Source organism: Paraflavitalea pollutisoli, from assembly GCF_029360705.1.
Taxonomy (GTDB): Bacteria; Bacteroidota; Bacteroidia; order Chitinophagales; family Chitinophagaceae; genus Paraflavitalea; species Paraflavitalea pollutisoli.
The window spans coordinates 2,504,481-2,523,845 of sequence record NZ_JARKMX010000008.1 but is presented as its reverse complement, the minus strand read 5'-3'; the positions used below and the strand labels follow the sequence as shown (position 1 = coordinate 2,523,845).

20 protein-coding genes are annotated in these 19,365 nt (G+C 51.6%); 13 read left to right on the top strand and 7 right to left on the bottom strand.

Annotated elements, in window-relative coordinates:
- The 3 genes from P2W70_RS23720 to P2W70_RS23710 all read left to right on the top strand — a co-directional run bounded on the left by P2W70_RS23720 (position 1) and on the right by P2W70_RS23710 (position 2,202).
- A complete protein-coding gene (locus tag P2W70_RS23720; protein WP_276484026.1) occupies positions 1–207 on the top strand; it encodes a helix-turn-helix domain-containing protein in 207 nt (68 codons plus the stop codon).
- A gap of 88 nt (positions 208–295) precedes the next feature.
- Positions 296–850 (top strand): ankyrin repeat domain-containing protein, encoded by a 555-nt coding sequence (locus P2W70_RS23715; RefSeq protein WP_276484025.1) that lies wholly within the window; start codon positions 296–298, stop codon positions 848–850.
- A 71-nt stretch (positions 851–921) separates the two neighbouring features.
- Positions 922–2,202, top strand: coding sequence for an amidohydrolase family protein (locus P2W70_RS23710; protein ID WP_276484024.1), 1,281 nt, complete (start codon positions 922–924; stop codon positions 2,200–2,202).
- Positions 2,203–2,260: 58 nt separating this feature from the next.
- Here P2W70_RS23710 and P2W70_RS23705 read toward each other — a convergent pair whose 3' ends face one another.
- Together P2W70_RS23705 and P2W70_RS23700 are read right to left on the bottom strand one after the other, a co-directional pair.
- Positions 2,261–3,013, bottom strand: coding sequence for a leucine-rich repeat domain-containing protein (locus tag P2W70_RS23705; protein ID WP_276484023.1), 753 nt, complete (start codon positions 3,011–3,013; stop codon positions 2,261–2,263).
- A gap of 8 nt (positions 3,014–3,021) precedes the next feature.
- On the bottom strand, positions 3,022–3,627 hold the full coding sequence (locus P2W70_RS23700) for a hypothetical protein (RefSeq protein WP_276484022.1): 606 nt from the start codon (positions 3,625–3,627) through the stop codon (positions 3,022–3,024).
- 169 nt (positions 3,628–3,796) lie between these two features.
- Between P2W70_RS23700 and P2W70_RS23695 the strand changes: the two genes are divergently transcribed.
- The 7 genes from P2W70_RS23695 (at position 3,797) to P2W70_RS23665 (ending at position 13,654) form a co-directional block, all read left to right on the top strand.
- A complete protein-coding gene (locus P2W70_RS23695; protein WP_276484021.1) occupies positions 3,797–4,327 on the top strand; it encodes an NADPH-dependent FMN reductase in 531 nt (176 codons plus the stop codon).
- Positions 4,328–4,415: 88 nt separating this feature from the next.
- A complete protein-coding gene (locus tag P2W70_RS23690) occupies positions 4,416–4,733 on the top strand; it encodes a DUF6660 family protein (protein WP_276484020.1) in 318 nt (105 codons plus the stop codon).
- Between the two features lie 138 nt (positions 4,734–4,871).
- Entirely contained in the window at positions 4,872–9,191 is a 4,320-nt protein-coding gene (locus tag P2W70_RS23685; RefSeq protein WP_276484019.1) for a CusA/CzcA family heavy metal efflux RND transporter, read from the top strand.
- 19 nt (positions 9,192–9,210) lie between these two features.
- Positions 9,211–10,488: an efflux RND transporter periplasmic adaptor subunit gene (locus tag P2W70_RS23680; protein WP_276484018.1), complete on the top strand. Its 1,278-nt coding sequence runs from the start codon at positions 9,211–9,213 to the stop codon at positions 10,486–10,488.
- 23 nt (positions 10,489–10,511) lie between these two features.
- Positions 10,512–12,554 (top strand): heavy metal translocating P-type ATPase, encoded by a 2,043-nt coding sequence (locus P2W70_RS23675; RefSeq protein ID WP_276484017.1) that lies wholly within the window; start codon positions 10,512–10,514, stop codon positions 12,552–12,554.
- A 132-nt stretch (positions 12,555–12,686) separates the two neighbouring features.
- On the top strand, positions 12,687–13,223 hold the full coding sequence (locus tag P2W70_RS23670) for a nucleoside hydrolase-like domain-containing protein (RefSeq protein WP_276484016.1): 537 nt from the start codon (positions 12,687–12,689) through the stop codon (positions 13,221–13,223).
- 239 nt (positions 13,224–13,462) lie between these two features.
- Positions 13,463–13,654 carry a hypothetical protein gene (locus P2W70_RS23665; protein ID WP_276484015.1) on the top strand — a complete coding sequence of 64 codons (192 nt, stop codon included), beginning with the start codon at positions 13,463–13,465 and terminating at the stop codon, positions 13,652–13,654.
- Between the two features lie 102 nt (positions 13,655–13,756).
- Here the strand turns inward: P2W70_RS23665 and P2W70_RS23660 are convergent, their stop codons facing one another.
- The 3 genes from P2W70_RS23660 to P2W70_RS23650 are packed head-to-tail and all read right to left on the bottom strand — an operon-like array spanning position 13,757 to position 15,192.
- Positions 13,757–14,638 carry a helix-turn-helix domain-containing protein gene (locus P2W70_RS23660; RefSeq protein WP_276484014.1) on the bottom strand — a complete coding sequence of 294 codons (882 nt, stop codon included), beginning with the start codon at positions 14,636–14,638 and terminating at the stop codon, positions 13,757–13,759.
- Entirely contained in the window at positions 14,601–14,990 is a 390-nt protein-coding gene (locus P2W70_RS23655) for a DUF1398 domain-containing protein (RefSeq protein ID WP_276484013.1), read from the bottom strand. Before P2W70_RS23655 ends, P2W70_RS23660 begins: the two co-directional genes overlap by 38 nt.
- Positions 14,977–15,192, bottom strand: a complete 216-nt coding sequence (locus P2W70_RS23650; RefSeq protein WP_276484012.1) for a hypothetical protein — start codon at positions 15,190–15,192, stop codon at positions 14,977–14,979. The genes P2W70_RS23655 and P2W70_RS23650 overlap by 14 nt, the downstream gene beginning before the upstream one ends.
- A gap of 268 nt (positions 15,193–15,460) precedes the next feature.
- Between P2W70_RS23650 and P2W70_RS23645 the strand changes: the two genes are divergently transcribed.
- Both P2W70_RS23645 and P2W70_RS23640 read left to right on the top strand, forming a co-directional pair.
- The gene (locus tag P2W70_RS23645; RefSeq protein ID WP_276484011.1) at positions 15,461–16,108 is read left to right on the top strand and encodes a hypothetical protein; all 648 of its coding nucleotides are present in this window, start codon (positions 15,461–15,463) and stop codon (positions 16,106–16,108) included.
- A gap of 124 nt (positions 16,109–16,232) precedes the next feature.
- On the top strand, positions 16,233–16,433 hold the full coding sequence (locus P2W70_RS23640; RefSeq protein WP_276484010.1) for a hypothetical protein: 201 nt from the start codon (positions 16,233–16,235) through the stop codon (positions 16,431–16,433).
- Between the two features lie 66 nt (positions 16,434–16,499).
- On the opposite strand, the gene P2W70_RS23635 is transcribed toward P2W70_RS23640, so the two are convergent.
- Together P2W70_RS23635 and P2W70_RS23630 are read right to left on the bottom strand one after the other, a co-directional pair.
- Positions 16,500–17,720: a PQQ-dependent sugar dehydrogenase gene (locus P2W70_RS23635; RefSeq protein WP_276484009.1), complete on the bottom strand. Its 1,221-nt coding sequence runs from the start codon at positions 17,718–17,720 to the stop codon at positions 16,500–16,502.
- Between the two features lie 564 nt (positions 17,721–18,284).
- Positions 18,285–18,482 carry a hypothetical protein gene (locus P2W70_RS23630; RefSeq protein WP_276484008.1) on the bottom strand — a complete coding sequence of 66 codons (198 nt, stop codon included), beginning with the start codon at positions 18,480–18,482 and terminating at the stop codon, positions 18,285–18,287.
- A 168-nt stretch (positions 18,483–18,650) separates the two neighbouring features.
- On the opposite strand from P2W70_RS23630, the gene P2W70_RS23625 reads away from it, so the two are divergent.
- Positions 18,651–19,241 carry a TetR/AcrR family transcriptional regulator gene (locus tag P2W70_RS23625; RefSeq protein WP_276484007.1) on the top strand — a complete coding sequence of 197 codons (591 nt, stop codon included), beginning with the start codon at positions 18,651–18,653 and terminating at the stop codon, positions 19,239–19,241.
- Positions 19,242–19,365: the final 124 nt, after the last annotated feature.

Sequence of the window (19,365 nt, the reverse complement as noted above, 5' to 3'; positions counted from 1 at the left end):
ATGCCGATCATTGTGAACCTGGACGTGATGATGGCCAAGCGTAAATTATCGCTGAACGAGCTGTCGGACAAGGTGGGCCTCACGCTCTCCAACCTCTCTATCCTGAAAACGGGGAAGGCCAAGGCCATTCGTTTCAGTACCCTGGAAGCTATTTGTAAGGTACTGGAATGCCAGCCTGCTGATATCCTCGAGTATCGGGAAGATTAATTTTTCAATTACTGTGCTTTTGGGTATACCTGCTGCGAATAATGAGCAGGGGGTATGGCTATGTCATTAACTAATAAAAAATGGAACCATGTCTATTCAAAGGATCTTCGTCCTGTTGTTGGTATTGCTGGGCAGTTGTCAGCTCAACCGGGCTGTGGCGCAAAAAAACGATTCGGTGAAGGTGAAACCACCTGCCATGGATATTCATACGGCGGTGTTACGTGGCGATACCAGTGCTATCCGGCAACACCTGGCGGCGGGTACGGACATCAATACGCGTGACGTGTACGGCGGATCGAGCCCGTTGATCAGCGCCTGTTTGTTTGGGAAGTCTGCCATTGCGCAGTTGCTGATCGATGCGGGGGCCGACATCAATTTGCGCAACAATGACGGCTCTACGGCCTTGCATACGGCTGCTTTCTTCGGCCGGCCCGACCTGGTAGCCCTGCTGTTGAAAAAGGGTGCCGACAAGAAAGTCAAAAACAGGTATGGGCAAACGGCCTATGAATCGGTAGCCGGTCCTTTTGTAGATGTGAAGGAAGTATATGATATGCTGGAGCAGGCGCTGGGCCCTATGGGACTGAAGCTCGACTACGATCAACTTGAAAAAACGCGGCCTGTTATTGCGGCGATGCTGAAATGATCTTATTGCCATAACAGGGGCGGTGACTGAATTTGCTTATTTTAGTGCAGTATCCCATTAAAACGATTCCGATGCTGCGAAACCTTCTCTTCGTATTCTTTTGTTGTTTGTCTTTTTTTGCGCTACATGCCCAGCCTGTTACTGAAGGCCTGTTGCTGATCAAAGCCGGTAAATTGTATGACGCTGAAAAAGGCGTTTTTCTCACCAACCAGGAAGTCTTGATCGACAATGGCCGTATTAAGGCCGTGGGGCCGAAACTGACCGTGCCCAAGGGGACGCGCGTGCTGGACTATCCTAAAGCCACCATGACCCCAGGTTTGATTGATGCGCATACGCATTTGCTGATGGTGCAAAAGCTGGAAGACAACCTGGCTACCGATGTATTGTTGAACTCGACGGAGACGCGTGTGTTGCGAGCTGCGGGGTTTGCGAAAGCTTACCTGGCATCGGGTTTTACGACGATCCGTGACCTGGGCAATGCCGGCCAGTACCTCGATGTGGAAGTGGCGAAAGCGATCCGCCGCGGTTATATCGAAGGTCCCCGCATGTTGGTGTCCGGACCAATCATCAGTGCGATGGATGGTCAGTTTTACCAATTGCCACTGCAAGAGCAGGAGCGGATCACGCGCCTGGAATACCGGGTGGTCAACGGGCCTGCCGATGCAGCCCTGGCGGTGAAGGAGCATGCCAATAATATGGTGGATGTGATCAAGGTGGTAGTGTTTGGCGAACGTATGGGATTAAGTGGAGAGGAACTGAAAGCGATCGTGACCACGGCACATGCCCATCGGCTCACCGTGACGGCGCACGCTGTAAGCGAACGTGATGTAGTACTGGCGCTGGAAGCCGGGGTCGATGGCATCGAGCATGGCTATTCGCTGGCAGATAGTTCGCTGGAGCGGATGGCAAAGCGGGGTGTTTACCTGGTACCCACCGATCCTTCTATTCAGGGGGTGATCGATATAGAGAAGATACAACACAAACCCAATTCCGATACGGCTGCCATTCGCGGTATGCTGGCTCCGCTGACAGACCGGTTGCAGCGCGCTGTAAAGAAAGGCGTGCTGGTCGTTGCGGGTTCTGATGCTTACTTCGAGCTGAAAAAGTCGCGCGGCGATCAGGCGAAAGATATGCTGGCGGCTTATTTCGACGAAGGCTTATCTCCTGCCGATGTATTACGCACAGCGACCTGGAATGCCGCACAGGCACTGGGCCGTGGCGGTCAGCTGGGTGTTATCAAGCCCGGCGTCATTGCTGATATCGTAGTTTTTAATGGCGACCTGGAAAAGGCCTTTAAGCAGGTGTTGTTTGAGGTGCAGACTGTAATCAAAGACGGAAAGATCGTGCCATGATAAGCCCCCCCCTGGCAATCAGGGGGCTTTTGCGGGATACGCTATCTCAATCCTTCTGCTACCAATTGAATTTCCGCAGGCTTACCAATCCACTCATGTTGATATTGGTGAGGGCGCAATCCCAGGCGTTGAGATCGACCAGTTTTCTCAGCTGCGTTACTTTCAGGGAGGTGAGTTGGTGGTTATCCCATAGCCAGAGCAATTCGAGGTTTTTGAGTGGCCGGGCATCGAGCGCCTGCAGGTTGTTTCTTTGTAGTTGCAGCTCTTTGATGTTGGAAGAACCTGCAAAAGTAAACGTATTGATCATGTTGTCGTGTATCTTGCACATCTCCAGTAAGGGCATGTTGCCGATATTCAGTGTGAAAAGCTGGTTGTTGTTGAGCTCCAGTTCTTTTAGTTTGGTGAGGCCGGTGAGGTCGATCTCGCGAAGGGCATTGTAGGCGAGGAAGATACCTTCGATATTCGTGCATCCTTTGAGGTTGATGCTTTCCAGTTTGGTGGAGAAACCGTATACAGCTCTCAGCTTTTTCAGTCCCGATAGGTCTGCTTCCCGGATATCGTTGTAATAGAAGCCAAATTCTTCCAGGTTGGTAAAACTCTTGATGCCGGTGAGGTTGTCGATGTTGCGTTTGTCGACATACAGTTTCGTGACCTTTTGTGCTTCGCTGAGCTGTATCTCGCCATCACCATTGAGGTCTATATGGGCATAAATACAGGCCTTCTTAAAATTGGGATCGAGGAACTTAACGTTTTGGGCCAATAGACTATTGGTGATCAGGCCCAGGGCGAGCAGTATAAAGTTTGCTTTCATCGTGTTTGTTAGTTGGTAATTACTACGTTGACTTTTTCACCTTCACTTTTTACTTCTACGATGCCCGACACTTCCATTTCTACCGAGTAGTTGTAGGTATAGGTTGTATAAATGGGAGAGGAGCTGAGTGCCGCGCCATACATATTGTAGGTGGTCGAGGTGCCGGTTTGTACCGAATAGCTATCCTGTTTATCGTAATCGATCCAGGTGACGATATAGTATTTGCCTGGTTTCAGGTTCCTGAATTCGAAGCTGCCCTGGTTGTCGGTGGTCCTGCCTTCGATGCGGTAGGTGAAAGCCTCATTGCTCATGGTGGCTATCTTTTTTCCCTTGTTGTATTTCTTCTTCAGGTCGGCAAACTCGAGGATGTAGGACGTGGCGGGGTAGAGGTTGATCTGGTCTTGCCGCCCGGGAAAATAGATGCGGCCTTTCTTCTTTATTTTGGCGGTGCCGGTAATGGTGGCGGTGCCTTCCTCCATTTGTTGGGCTGTTTCATCTTCCTGGAAGGTGGTAGCCGGAAATATATAGGTGGGCGTTTTTTGTGCCCGGGCGCCGGTTATGGCGCTTAACAATAACAGACTGCACAGGAGTGCTCGTGGGTAGGTTTGTTTCATGACTATTAGAAGGCGGTTGACCTGCACTACAAAGCAACCTGTTGTACCTGTTTGTACCAATACCGTATTAGCAGGTATTTTTTGTACTGGTTTACCGGTAGGGTTGTCTAAAACTATTGCCGGGATTTGCGATACATTTGTCTTTTGGGTAACACAATCCGCCACACTCATGACCAAACCAGTGCACATTCTTGCGATCTCCGGCAGTACGCGGCAACAATCTACCAACCAGGTGTTGATCGATATCATTGCAGATCGTTTTGCCGATGCCGTTCAGGTAGTGCACTATGAAGGGTTGGCGCAGCTGCCGCATTTCAATCCCGACCTGGATGGTGATGCGCCACCGGCGGCTGTGGTCGATTTCCGGGATAGGGTGCACGCTGCGGATGGCGTACTGATCTGTACGCCGGAGTACGCGATGGGTGTACCGGGTACGTTGAAGAACGCCATCGACTGGGTGGTGGGCTCGATGGAGTTTTCGGGCAAACCGGTGGCGCTGATCACCGCAGCCTCGATGGGCGAGCAGGCACATCAGTCGCTGGTCCGTACCTTGCTGGTGATCGAGGCCAGTATGCCGGAAAGTTCGCGTTTACTGATCCCTTTCGTGAAGGCGAAAGTACGGGATGGTGTGATTGTGGATGAAACGACCAACGGGCAGGTAAACGCGGTTGTGGAATCGTTGATCGCTGCGATTCGGTAAGGTTTTGTGGCATGCTAGTTCTGCCTGAATTGCAACCACGTATAGTTAAAATGTACCTGGTTTTTATTATTTTGATTAATTTTGCTGCATGAAATTCATGACCTTTTTACTGGCTGTCATGGTGCTCATTCTGAGCTGCCTGCCCTGCAGGGACAATGACATGGCCATGGCAGAAGGCGCGAATATTCACCTGGCCGTCAACGATGAGCATGGTAAAGGGGCGCACCAGGACCTGTGTCCGCCGTTTTGTACCTGCTCCTGCTGCTCCGTGGCTTCAGTATTCCATCCGGCAGCTATCGAAGCTGCCCGTCCGGAAGCCCCCGCGCTTCGTTACTCCGACGCTTACCTGGGTGCTGTGATCAGCATTTCTCTTCCTGTATGGCAACCGCCTCAGTTACTGGCTTAATCTTGCTGTTGTGCCGTGCGTACTGCACGGAGTAATTTCCCCTATTTGCATGTGAATGCTGTGGGTGTGGCGTAAACGTCATGCCGTCCATCGCGGGTATGCTTTACAGCTGCCCGTAACCTAAATATCCATGAATGTATGCTGGACAAGATTATTCGTTTTTCAATTCAAAATAAGCTGATCATTGGTTTGTTGACGGGGGGGCTCATTGTCTGGGGTGTTTGGAGTGCCTTCCAGTTGCCGGTCGATGCAGTGCCGGATATCACGAACAACCAGGTGCAGATCATTACCAATACCCCTACACTGGCTGCCCAGGAAACCGAGCAGTTGGTCACTTACCCGATCGAACAAAGCCTGGCCAACCTGCCCGACCTGGAGGAAATGCGCTCAATCTCCCGTTTTGGCCTGTCGGTGATCACCGTGGTTTTCAAAGATGAGGTCGATATCTATTTTGCCCGTCAACTCATCTCCGAAAAACTCAAGCAAGCCGAAGCGCATATACCGGCGGGAATCGGTACGCCTCAACTGGCGCCCGTGAGCACGGGGCTGGGGGAGATCTATCAATACATCCTTCACCCTAAGAAGGGGGCCGAAGACAAGTACACGGCGATGGACCTGCGTACCCTGCAGGACTGGATCGTTGCCCGTCAATTGTATGGTACGCCGGGGGTGGCCGAAGTGAATAGTTTCGGTGGTATGCTCAAACAATACGAAGTAGGGGTAAGTCCCGACCGGTTGAAGGGCATGAACGTTACCATGTCGGAGATCTTTACCGCCCTGGAAAACAACAATGCCAATACGGGCGGTGCTTATATCGACAAAAAGCCCAATGCCTATTTTATTCGCGGTATCGGACTGGTGAGTTCACTGGAAGACATCCGCAACATCGTGATCAAAAGGGTGAATGGGATCCCGGTACTGGTACGGGATGTGGCCAATGTACAATTGGGCAGTGCGGTGCGGTATGGATCGGTCACCTATAATGGCGAAAAAGAAGTAGTAGGCGGTATTGTGATGATGTTGAAGGGGGCCAATAGTGCTGCTGTGGTAAACCGGGTGAAGGAAAAGATGGCAACCATCCAGCGGTCATTGCCGGATGATGTCGTGGTAGAGGCATTTCTCGACAGGACCGATCTCGTCGATCGGGCGGTGGGCACCGTGAAGAAGAACCTGATCGAGGGTGCCTTGATCGTGGTGTTTGTGCTGGTGTTGTTCCTGGGCAACCTGCGGGCGGGCCTCATCGTGGCTTCGGCGATACCGCTGTCGATGTTGTTTGCACTGGGTATGATGCATGCCTTTGGCGTCAGTGCCAACCTGATGAGCCTTGGTGCGATCGATTTTGGCCTGATCGTAGATGGTGCCGTGATTATTGTAGAAGCGACGCTGCACCACCTGGGTTTGCGAAAGTCAACGCATAAGCTAACGCAGGCTGAAATGGACCAGGAGGTGTTTGTATCAGCTTCCCGCATACGAAGTAGCGCGGCTTTTGGAGAGATCATTATCCTGATCGTCTACATTCCTATTCTGACATTGGTGGGCATTGAAGGCAAGATGTTTCGCCCGATGGCGCAAACGGTCAGCTTTGCCATCCTGGGTGCCCTGATCCTGTCACTGACCTATATACCGATGATGTCGGCGCTGATATTGCCGAAGCATGCGCAGCATAAGCGGACTTTATCCGACCGTATGATGGCGTTCTTCCAGCGGCTATATACCCCGTTGTTGCGGAAGGCGGTGAAGCTGCGGATAGCGGTAGTGGCCATTACCGTAGCGATTTTTGCTACAGCCGTTTTCTGCTTCACCCGCATGGGCGGAGAGTTCATTCCCCAATTGCAGGAAGGGGATTATGCTTTTCACTGCATCCTGCCGCAAGGCACTTCGCTGTCCCAAAGTATCGAGACCTCGATGCAGGCCAGCCGGATCATCCGTAGTTTTCCCGAGGTGAAACTGGTGGTGGGTAAGACCGGTTCGGCGGAGGTGCCTACCGACCCGATGCCACCCGAGGCCAGCGACCTGATCGTGGTGTTGAAGCCGAAAAGCGAATGGACGAATACGAAAGACTACAATGAACTGGCTGCAATGATGCTGGAGCAACTAGAGGTGATCCCAGGTGTTTTCTTCGAATCCAACCAGCCCATTCAAATGCGCTTTAATGAACTGATGACCGGTGTACGCCAGGATGTAGCAATCAAGATCTTCGGAGAGCATATCGACACATTGGCGAGTCTGGCTACCAGGGTGGCAAAAGTGGTGCAGTCTGTTCCCGGTGCTACGGCGCCACAAATTGAGCGCACGACCGGACTGCCGCAGATCACCGTGCAGTATGACCGGGCGCGTATCGCTGCCTATGGGATGAATGTAGCCGATATCAACCGGACGATCAGCACGGCCTTTGCGGGCGAATCGGCTGGTGTGGTCTTCGAGAATGAACGCAAGTTTGATCTCGTGGTGCGGCTCGACAGTGCCAACCGCACTTCTATCGATGATGTAAGCAATTTGTTTGTGACCACGCCCGATGGCAACCAGATACCGTTATCACAGGTGGCGCAGGTCAGTTTCAAGGAAGGGCCGGCACAGATCAGCCGGGAAGATGGTAAACGCCGGATCGTGATCGGGTTCAATATTTCGGGGCGCGATGTGGAAGGGGTGGTCAGGGATATCCAACAAAAACTGGATGCCGCGAAATTGTTGCCTTCCGGTTATTACTATACCTATGGGGGAACGTTTGAGAACCTGCAGGAAGCCTCTGCGCGGTTGCGCATTGCGGTACCCATAGCACTCGCACTCATCTTTATGCTGTTGTATTTCACGTTCAGTTCCTTCAAAGAGGCGTTGCTGATCTATACCGCGATACCGATGAGTGCCATCGGTGGGGTATTTGCGCTGATGCTGCGGGGTATGCCCTTTAGTATATCGGCCGGGGTGGGCTTCATTGCCTTGTTTGGCGTAGCGGTGCTGAATGGTATCGTGTTGATCAGTACGTTCAATCACCTCGAAAAGGAGGGCGTGAGCGATGTGTTCCAACGGGTGTATGAAGGAACCAAGACGCGTTTGCGACCGGTGTTGATGACGGCGATGGTGGCATCATTGGGATTTTTTCCCATGGCTTTGTCGAGTGGTGCAGGGGCCGAAGTGCAGAAGCCGCTGGCTACGGTGGTGATCGGCGGACTGGTGACTGCTACCTTCCTGACGTTGTTTGTATTGCCTTTATTATACATTATGTTCTCCCGAAAAAAAGGAGGTTCCTTGAAACCGATGATCGACGCTGTACTAGCAGGTGGATTCATGCTTGTTGCCGGTGTGGCGCAGGCGCAGCCAACAACCAGCCGGCGCATTGCTATTCAAGACGCGATCCGGGCGGCTGGCAATAACCTGCAGTATAGCATCAACCAGCAGCAGGTTTTGAAAGGGCAAGCCCAGGTAAAGACGGCTACGCTGTTGCCGAAAACAGGGGTGTTTGCAGAAAATGAAGACTTGCGCCCCAGCGATAAAAAGGGCATTTTGAAGATCGGTGTGTCGCAGGCAGTGGCATGGCCGGGATTGTACAAAGCGCAGAAGAACCTGTATACAGAACAGGTGCGTTATTACCAGGCCAATGCCCAGGTGATCGATGCCGCCTTGAAGCGTGATGTGCGGCGTGTTTATTACCAGTTATGGTACCTGCAGGAAAAACAGGGATTGTATGCCCGGCTGGACAGTATCTATCGCTCCTTGCAAGCAGCTGCCATCCTGAAAGTGAAAACGGGCGATAGCCCGGGGTTGGACAGTATCGCTGCCACCGTGCGGTTGCGGGAGCTGGAAGCGCAGGTGCGGCAGATCGGGAATGATGTAGACGTGCAACAACGATCGCTGATGCAGCTGCTCAATACCGATACCAGTTACCTCCCGGTGGCCGGCGTTCTGGAAAAACTGCCGTTCCCTTTGCTGGCCGCCGATTCCATACATCCGCAGATTGCATTGCAGGTGCAACAAGTCAATATCGCCCGGGCAGGCATACCTGTTGTGAAGAACGAGAACCGGCCCGAGTTCAGCGGCCGTTTCTTCAGCCAACGGCTGTATGGCCTGAGTGATCCTTTTACCGGTTTTTCGGTGATGGCCAGCTTCCCGTTGTTTGGGCTGGGCGCTACCCGCAACCGGGTACGGGCTGCCGAAGCGGAAGCTGCGTTGCAAGAGCAGCAATACAGCTATGAGCTGCAGGTGTTTGGTACGGAGAAGAACCAGGCAGAAAAAGAAGTGCAGAAGAACCATAGCATGGTTACCTTTTATGAAACGACCGGGTTGAGGCAGGCCAACGAAATTATCAAGGCATCTTCGCTCGCCTACCGGGCCGGTGAGATCAGTTTTGCGGAACTGTCGCAATACCTGTCACAGGCGATCGATATCCAGCGTAATTACCTGGAGAGCCTGAACGCTTATAATCAATCTGTGATCCAACTCAATTATTACCTTAACCAATAGTGTCTAAAATATACAGACCATGAAAAAAGTTGTCGCGATCTTATGGGTAGTTTCTATCGTTCTGTTGCAGGTCTCCTGTGGCGGGAACAATGCTGCCGCGGAAAAGGAAGCCGGTGCGGCTGCCCAGGAAGACGAAGCGCACGAAAACAGCCATACCGCCACCCTGACGGGAGCGCAAATAAAAAGTATCGGTATCGAGATCGGTCATATCGAGGAGAAGCAGTTAACGGCTTCCGTACGTGCCAATGGCGTGTTGCGGGTGCCGAATCAAAACAAGGCCCAGATCAATTCGCTGTACAGTGGGGTGGTTCAGCGCTTGCTGATACAGCCTGGCGATGTGGTGAAGAAAGGGCAGGTGATTGCCACGCTCTCGAATCCTGAATTTATCGTTGTACAGGAAGAGTACCTGTCCATTCATCCCAGGATCGTCCTGGCGCAGCAGGAATTACAACGCCAGCAGGAGTTGAACCAGGGTAATGCGGGCGCCTTAAAGAACTTACAGGCGGCAGAGTCGAACCTGCGCAGCTTACAAACACGTGCGTCGGCCTTGCAACAGCAGATACAGCTGATGGGCATCAACCCGGCTTCGCTGTCGAATGGCAGCCTGGTATCGGTGGTGTCTATTCGTACCCCGATCGGTGGCATTGTGAGCAGCGTGACGGTGCAAATGGGGAGTTTTGTGAATGTGTCGACGGCCATTGCCGAGATTGTCGATAACAGTCAACTGCATCTTGATCTCTTTGTATACGAAAAGGATTTGTCGAAGCTGAAGAATAACCAGCAGATCCATTTTACCCTGACGAATAATCCCGGTAAGGAATACGATGCGCAGATCTACTCGCTGGGCTCTTCTTTTGAAGATGAAAGCAAGGCGGTGAGTGTACACGCGCGGGTGAATGGTGATAAAACGGGCCTGATAGACGGGATGACCATCACGGCCTTGATCAGTCTCGATAAGGTCACTACACCGGCTGTGCCCAATGAAGCCATCGTAACGGATAAGGGGCAGGATTATATTTTCATGGTCACCGATTCGCCCGGCGGAAAGGAACATCATGAAAAGGGGGAGCGGAATTCAACTCCTCAACAACAGGAACAGCATACTCATAAGGGGGAGGAAGGAAAGAAGGGTGTTACCTTCGAAAAGGTGGCGATCGCCAAAGGGACCAGCGAGGTCGGATACACACAGATTACTTTATTGAAGCCGATACCCGGGAATGCAAAGATCGTGACGCGAGGGGCCTTCTTTGTGCTGGCCAAGATCAACAATGCGGGTGAAGGAGAACATGGACATTAAATTACGTTTAAAGCAACCATTGCATGAAATGGAATTCAAGTCATAAGGCAGCTGGTCAACACGTTCATCAACCCGGCGATAAACATGCACATGCGGCAGGTGATGGGCACAACCATACGCACGGAGGTATTTTCGGCAAGAACACCGAATTGATCTTTAGCCTGATCTGTGGTGGATTGATCGGTATTGGCTTCGGCTTGTCTTTTATCGACGGTATCCCTCCGTTGGTGTCCATGATCTTTTACATCACAGCTTATTTCTTTGGCGGTTATTTTACCGCCAAAGAGGCGGCGCAGACCATCGCACGCGGTGGCTTCGAGATCGATTTCCTGATGTTCGTGGCGGCTATCGGTGCGGCGATTCTGGGTAGTTGGGTGGAAGGGGCTTTGTTGTTGTTCCTCTTCAGCCTGGGACATGCACTGGAACATTTTGCGATGGAGAAGGCGCGTAAGTCGATCGCTGCACTGACGGAACTGGCGCCCAAGACTGCCTTGCGTAAGGACGGTAACGGCACTAACGAGGTGCCCATCGAAGCCTTGCGCAAAGGTGATGTGATCGTGGTGCGCCCCAATACAAAAATAGCTGCTGATGGTGTCGTGGTGAAGGGGAGTAGCAGCGTGAACCAGGCACCCATTACCGGTGAAAGTATACCTGTTGATAAAGAGCCTGCACCGGAGGGGAGTTTCAAGATCGAAGAGACTGGTAAACTCGATGACAAGTACCGTGTATTTGCCGGAACGATCAATGGCAATGACCTGCTGGAAATACAGGTAAGCAAGGAAGCCAGTGACAGTACGTTGAGCCGGCTGGTGCAACTGGTCAATGAAGCGCAAACGCAAAAATCACCCACGCAACAGTTTACCGATCGGTTTGAGCGGTTCTTCGTGCCCGCCGTACTGATCCTGGTGGTGCTGCTTTGTTTTGCTTTTTTGGTGGTCGATGAAACGTTTAGTACCAGCTTTTACCGGGCCATGTCCGTGCTGGTGGCGGCCAGCCCTTGTGCGCTGGCTATTTCGACGCCCAGTGCGGTGCTAAGTGGTGTGGCCCGGGCTGCGCGGGCAGGGGTATTGATCAAAGGCGGGCGACCGCTGGAAGATCTGGGTTCCTTAACAGCCATTGCTTTCGACAAGACGGGTACGCTGACGGAGGGGAAACCCAAGCTGACGAAGATCATGCCGCTGAAGACGGATGTAACGGAAGTGCAACTGTTGAAGATCGTGGTGGCGGTGGAAACGCTGAGTGATCATCCGATTGCCAAAGCGATTGTACGGGATGGGAAAGAAAAGCTGGGCGGAGAAGATCTGCCGGCTGCGCACGATATGGAAGCGGTGCTGGGTAAAGGCATCAAGGCGGCGTTGGGCAACGATGCCATCTTTGCTGGTAACCTGGCCTTGTTTGAATCGCTGGATGAATCGAAACCCTCGGCCGAGATCGTTGCGGTTGTGCGCAAGGCGGAGCAGGAGGGACATACCACAATGCTCATTCGACGCAACCAGGAATATATTGGGATGATCGCCGTGATGGATACCCCACGGGCGGAAGCCAAAGGAGCGCTGGAAGCGTTGCAGCGGGAAGGCATCCGTAAAATGATCATGCTGACGGGCGATAACCAGGCGGTAGCCGAAGCCATTGCTGCGCAAACGGGTATTACAGAAGCGCGTGGCGGTTTGTTGCCCGAGCAAAAAGTGGAGGCGGTGACGCAGCTCGCGCAGCAGGAAGGCAAAGTGGCGATGGTGGGCGATGGCGTCAATGATGCACCGGCCATGGCCAGGAGTACGGTAGGTATTGCTATGGGGGCCGCGGGTAGCGATGTGGCGCTGGAAACCGCCGATATCGCCCTGATGGGTGATAAGCTGTCGCTCTTGCCTTTTGCGATCGGGCTTAGCCGCCATGCAAAAAAGATCATCCAACAAAACCTGATCGTCAGCCTCGGTATGGTGGCGATCCTGATTCCGTTGACCATACTCGGTATTGCGACCATTGGTCCGGCGGTGGTGGCCCACGAGGGCTCGACGCTGATCGTTGTATTCAATGCGTTGCGGTTGCTGGCTTACCAGGGAAAATAGGGGCTTAACGGGATCGTACAGGACGGCTGTACAGGGGGAGGGAGTATATTTGAAATACTGATCACCCAAGCTGCATGCCTGTATGAAAAAGCGATTGCTTCTTCCGTTGTTCTTCTTTCTTCTTATTATGGTTTGTTTTCCGATACTGATCCTGCCGACACACTAAAGAACAAAGCTTATTATGCGGAATACAACCGTGGTGCAGGCCATCTTGGTAGCGACTTCATTAAGTACTACGGCGGTAATGTTAAGATGGGGGACACGCCTTCAATGCCTTACATGATGGATGGTGACCCGGCCAATCCCACGAAAGAAAGCTGGGGTGGCAGTTTTGTTCCCATCCGGCATAGTCCGCATCGGGTGTTTCAGCGTAATACTACATTGGCCGATACCGTCTCCGTTTACACCGTGCTTGAATGGCATTTCAAAGGGCCTGTGTTGACGATACCTGCCGATTGGGCCTGTTTTACCCTGGCAGTGCAAGCGAAGATCGGTGAACAGCAATGGCCAGGTGATTACCTGGGTAATGGCTATTACACGGTGCGCTATGCGCCCCAAGCAAGCCGAGACGGTGGTCTACCAGACGCATTCCGCGATTCCCGGCTTCACGCCGCAAAGTGGCCAGCTGGTGGTAGTGAATGGATGGCCAGGCAAATCAGCTGCCGGTGATTTCAGGCTGGGTAAAAACGGTATACCGACCGGCCGGATGCATCGCTCTTTTATGGCAGGCAGCAAGGCGCCCGTACCGTATCGAAATGGCGAACTGCGGTACTCCTGGACTGGGCGACACGCTGGGCCTGGTTGCAATAGCAAGGGCGCTGTTGTGGCCGATCGTACCCAATGCGGGGAATGAGTGTTTGTGCTGGCAATGGCCTGTTGATTGTAATTTTGCCTGAAAATAGCTGTGTATGCAAATGGATAATTACGGCGGACGGCAAGGGGCACCCCTGGCAGGGTTGGTGCGGGATGAAAACGGATGGCGGGTTGCTTTACCGGCTGCAGCCTCCGGCCGACAGGACGATGAACGATTTGCTGAGGAAGATCATGGTTTCTATGAGCATGGATATGAAGACCATGAGCTGTCGGACGATGATCTGTAATCAGTTATTGGCTGGTCAGGTATCGGGGCTCGCCAGCAACTGTCATTTACCACCAACCGCCTGACGGCATCTGTACGGTGAAGGTAAGCTGGATGCGGGCAGCTACAGAAAGCGCTTGAAATGCTCCGGCGTTTCACCGGTAAACTGTTTAAAGTCTTTGATAAAATGTGCCTGGTCGAAGAAGTTATGTTCGAAGCAGATATCCGTGAGTGATTTGGCCTGTACGAGTTGGTCGAGTACGGTATTGAAGCGGACAATGGAAGCAAACTTCTTAGGTGTGGTGCCCACGATCTTCCGGAAGCGTTTTTCGAGCGGGCTCTGGCTGATGTATAGTTTCTCGCAGATGGCGGAGATGCGGATGGCGCCTTTGGAGGCGTAGATCAGGTTAACGGCTTCTACAATGAGTTGATCGGTTTGTATATCTTTCAACCGCGATAATAAAAAGGTTTCCACGATCTTGATTCGCTGCCCGTCCCCGGTAGCATGGCTGAGTTTTTCTTCTACTTCCTGTACGTCTTGTCGGTCAAAAATATGGTCCAGTGATACACTGAGTCCGAAGATCTCGTGCGCAAGGTGGGTTGCAAACCGGGTGAACCCCGTCTCGGTAAAATAGACGAGGACCGTGCCGGTATTGGCTGAATTACGGAAGATTTTAAAGGTGTCTGAAATGCCTGTGATACCAGCCGTAGCAAGCTTGCTCGCCTGGTTGTTGTCAATCCTGCTCAATTGCCCTTTATACTGGAAGCCGATCACGAGGCCGGGAGCGGGGAGTACTTTGTACTCGTTGGCGTTGTCGTTTTCTGCCACCACGTATTGCCGGATAAAGGGCTTCAGTAGCGCTGTTGGTATGTATGGGGCAAATTTCATGCAGGTAATGGCCTGGCGGTGTTTAAGCACGGTGCAGGCCGGTCTGGCGTAAAAATAACGAATAACCCGGCGGTATTGGTTATCCTGGTATGGCTTCTGTGAGTATCTCCTGTTCATTTCGGTCATAATACGTGCAGGTCATCCGGGCCAGGTCGACTATCCATTTCTCGATCCCAGTTGCTGCGCAATCCCGGCAAAAGGTCATGTAGTCTGTTTGTCCATCCTGGTGGGATTTGAGTCTTGTTTGGAAACCAGCCTTGTCTGATTGACCGGATATTGTCAGCGCATCATATTTCCCCTTTGATATAACGCTGTAAGCGTTGGCGCCAAAGTAGTTGGTATGACCATCTGCTACCCAGGTTTCATAACCAGTTACCCCGAGCGTTTTGAGGTCGCGGATATAGGCGGGAAAATCGGCTCCGCTCTTCACTTGTGCATGCGCTTGTTGAATTTGTTCAATCGTAAACATGGTTTTCGTTTTTATTGATCACAAAGCTCGTGCACATCGACAACAGTATATTGTAAAAAATCGTTTGTTTAAATTGACTACGTGCGGGCATTCCCACGGCCACAAATGCCTTGATGGCTATTGGTATACGGCTGATGCTGTTCGCGATACCACCGACTTTGGTGCCATGGAAATGATTGGTTACGTTTCGGATACAAGTCATTTCGGTGTTATTATTTCAACCCCCGATGTTAGTTTGAATATCGATCCCCTTATCCTTCAGGCGAATAGGTGGAGGTGGATAGGTGAGTCCGTTAGATAGACCGGTGTATTCAGTAGGGATGCTCATCAATTGATGGTGCAACATGATATCACTGTGGATGGTAAACGCTACGAACCTGATATGGAGAGTGCATTGTTAAAGGGCGCGGATCATCGATGTTGCCTATCTTTAAGTGTATTTTACACTGCTCATCATTAAACCTATCTGTATGTTGCTTTCTGTTCGTGCTACTTTGCTGGTCACGGTGCTGATGACACTGCTTTGTTCGGATATACGTGCCCAGATCCCTGCCGATTTCAAGATGGTCAACGCGACCGTCGATAGCCAGGGGGCATTGGTAATAAAACCATCGGCCACTTCCTCCCAACACGATTTTGATTTTTTGGCCGGTCGGTGGACAATGGACAACCGTCGACTAAAGACCCGGTTGAACAATAGCCACGAGTGGATCGAGTACCCCTCCACCTCCGACAATATGGGCACTATTCTGAATGGCCTCGGCAACATCGACTTCTACCGGACGAATTACAACCAGGTGAATGGTAAACCCTATGAGGGGTTGACCGTGCGGCTTTTCAATCCGGCGACCAAACTGTGGAGCCTTTATTGGGCCGATAGTAACTTGGGTATACTGGATGTGCCGGTGGTAGGTTCCTTTGAAGGAAATGTAGGAACGTTCTATGCCCGGGATGTGTTTCAGGGTAAGCCGATCATCATGATGTTTCAATGGGATAAGACCAATCCCGATCACCCGGTATGGGCGCAGGCTTTTTCGCCGGATAATGGCAAAAGCTGGGAAATGAATATGACGAATGTTTCACACCGCGTCGCGGCAACCAAGCCTGCAAGTAATTAACCAATATCATGGTAGAACAGCCTTTGGCTGGCACCCATTTGAGGAATTATTTACGCAAGTATAAAGGATAAATGCCTGTACTGATCGTAGGGTCGGCAGGCATTTATTTTTTTACTGCTACGGTATGGAAAAGTTCCTTTACCGATGTTTTTGTACCTGCGCCTGCATGGTATTGCTGTGGAGTGATTATTCGATCAACCTGATCGGTCTCTATCCGCTCGTGGCCGGAACAGCGGCACGACTGCAACGAACTTTTTCGGTGGTTGGACTGCGGCGTACTGCGATGGTCGGTTGCCAGCTGCTGGCCTTGTCCTTTATTCCCTGAAATGATCCCACATAAAGCAGGCTGGCCCTATGGACCAGCCTGTTGCGAATATACTTACGTTATAGGTTACTGTTTGCTGATGCGGTAGAGGTTGCCGGAGTCGGTTACCACGTACAGCATCTGGTTGAAACAAGCTACATCGCGGATGCGTTCTTTTTTGTCTTCCAGCAGTCTTTCTTCTCCCACTACCTTATTGTTTTTGATCACCAGGCGGGCGAGGTGGGTGCTGCTAAGACCAGATACGAAGAGATTGCCTTTCCACTCGGGGATCGCGTCACCTTCGTAAAACACGATACCGCTGGGCGACAATACGGGGTCCCAATAGTATACGGGTTGCTCCATACCTTCTTTTTGCTGGATGCCTTCACCTACTTTTTCTCCGCTGTATTCGATACCGTAGGTAATGTCGGGCCAGCCATAGTTCTTGCCGGCTTTTACCAGGTTGATCTCGTCACCGCCACGGGGGCCAAACTCTGCTTCCCAAAGTTCTCCGGTATATGGATCGAAGGCGAGGCCCTGCGGGTTACGGAAGCCGTACGCATAGATCTCGGGCATTGCGCCTTGCTTGCCTATGAAAGGATTGCCGGGTGCGGGCTTGCCGTCTTTGGTGATGCGGAATATCTTACCAAGTCCTGCATCGAGGCGTTGGGTTTGTACACGGCCATCGAGGTTGGAGCGTTCGCCGGTCGATACATACAGGAATCCGTCTTTGCCAAAGGCGAGACGGCTACCAAAGTGCAGGCTGCTTTTCAGGGCAGGTGTTGCGCGGAAGATGACGACGGTATTTTCTACGGCACCACTGGCTTCGTTGAGGGTTGCCTTGGCGACAGATGTCAGGTTACCTTCTCCTTGTTTTTCAGAGAAAGACCAGTAGATGGTCTTGTTCTTATTGAATTCGGGATCGAGGGCTACATCGAGCAAGCCGCCTTGTCCACGTGATTCTACTGCAGGAAAACCGCCAATGGCCTTCGCGAGGCTGCCGTCGGCATTTCTGATCTCCATAGAGCCACCCTTGAGGGTGATGAGCAGGCGTCCATCAGGCATGGGTACTACGGCCCAGGGGCTCTTGAGTTGGTCGGCCAGCTTATCGGTTTTGTATACTGTGGTGGTCTTGATACCAGCAATGCGTGTTTGTCCGGCAAAGGCGGGTTTATACTTGCTGTTGGGGTCTTTGGTTTCCACGGGCGGCAAGGAGGCACCAGATCCGTTTTGTGCTTGTGCAATGGTCGCAGCGCAGACAAGCAGGGCTGTGCTGATGGTGAAGCGATTGAGACAGGTCATTTTCATTTTGTGCTAATGTTACTTGAATGATTGTCGATTGGCTGATTAGACGTGCAGGAACCGATGTTGCCTGCGGCTCCTGCTGATCCGGTGAATGTACCGGAATCGGTGGAAGCTGCGCAAATATAGATAACCAACGGCAGGTTACGCAAGCGCCCGACAAGGTGGGTGACCTCTCATCAAGTAGCGGCGCTTACCGGGTCAAAATCGCTTAAAAGGTCGTATAAGGCCGTTTTGGGCGTGTAGATGGATTATTTAGTGTGGCGTAATGGACAGCTATTCAATTGGTTACGGCGTTTTGGGGAAATGCTATTGCACTGGCTTTCGATAGTTTTGGATGGAAATAGTAGGGTATATGCTTGAGTATTAGTCTGCTATACCACTCCGACTGCCAGTAACCTCATATAATCATAGCACTGAACAGGGGGATGCAATGCTATGTGTACAGAGAATCAGTGCCATGTGTAGTACTATTGCAGACAATAAGCCGAGTAGTGGGAGTGCAGCAGCGTGCCATAAAAAAAGGGCTGACCTTCATGAGGTCAGCCCCGGATAGTGGTAGATATACCCCTATTTTTTATCTTCTGGTTGCTCTTTGTCGTTTTCTTCCACCTTGTCTTCGATACTGTGCATGATGGAGGATACCGGACCCTTCATATTTTCCTGGGGGTCGGTTTTGTGCAAGGTCTCCGGGTCGGGTGGTAGCACCATATCCTCATTTTCGGGCTCCTTGGGGAGGTCTTTCTTTTTATCATCTGTTAGTGCCATAGCGCATGTTTTTGGTTCAATGGTATTTATAATAAAACTGTGCCACGGCCCCATCCGCCACCAGGTATTTTAACAGCTTGTTGTGACGATCAGTTTGGTCCTTCCTAACATCCTGCAGCCACTGCGACTTTTTTTGTTCCTTTGTATAAATCTCGCTCTGTTATAAATATGAAAAAGGCTGAAGCTACCCGGTTGACCATTTTGCAGAAATCATTCGAACTCATCTACACCAAAGGTTATCAAACCACCAGCCTGGATGATATTCTTGCAACCACGGGTATGACGAAAGGAGCCTTTTACTACCATTTCAAGAACAAGGATGAGATGGGCATAGCGATCATCGAAGAGTTGCTTAAGCCCACCTTTGAGACTACGTTCATGCGACAGCTACAGGGGGAGGGTGATGCCGTGAAGCTGTTGTACGATATGATGTACACGGTGTTGATGAAAAACGATTTCATGCGGGTGGAATATGGCTGCCCCGCTGCCAACCTTTCGCAGGAGATGGCTCCCTGGCACAGTGAATTTACCCGGGTTTTGAACGAGCTATCGGAAGCCTGGAAGAAGGCGATCGTGCAATGCGTAAAAAACGGCAAAAAGAACGGCAGCATCCGCGCTGATGTGAAGCCTGAACAGGTGGCGCTGTTCATGATGTCGGGCTATTGGGGCATCCGCAATATGGGTAAGCTGGCCAACAGTTCTTCGGTATACCTGGTCTATCTCAAGCAGCTGAAAGACTACCTTGCTACGCTGCAATAATTTATTTCAGGTTAAAAACATACTAGTCGGTATGTTTTATTAGCTTTGTGGTCATTCGTCATGCGCGCAACGGAGCCTCGTGCGTAAAGCTGCTTTTCCAACTAAGCAGTGGCTGCTGTGTGCG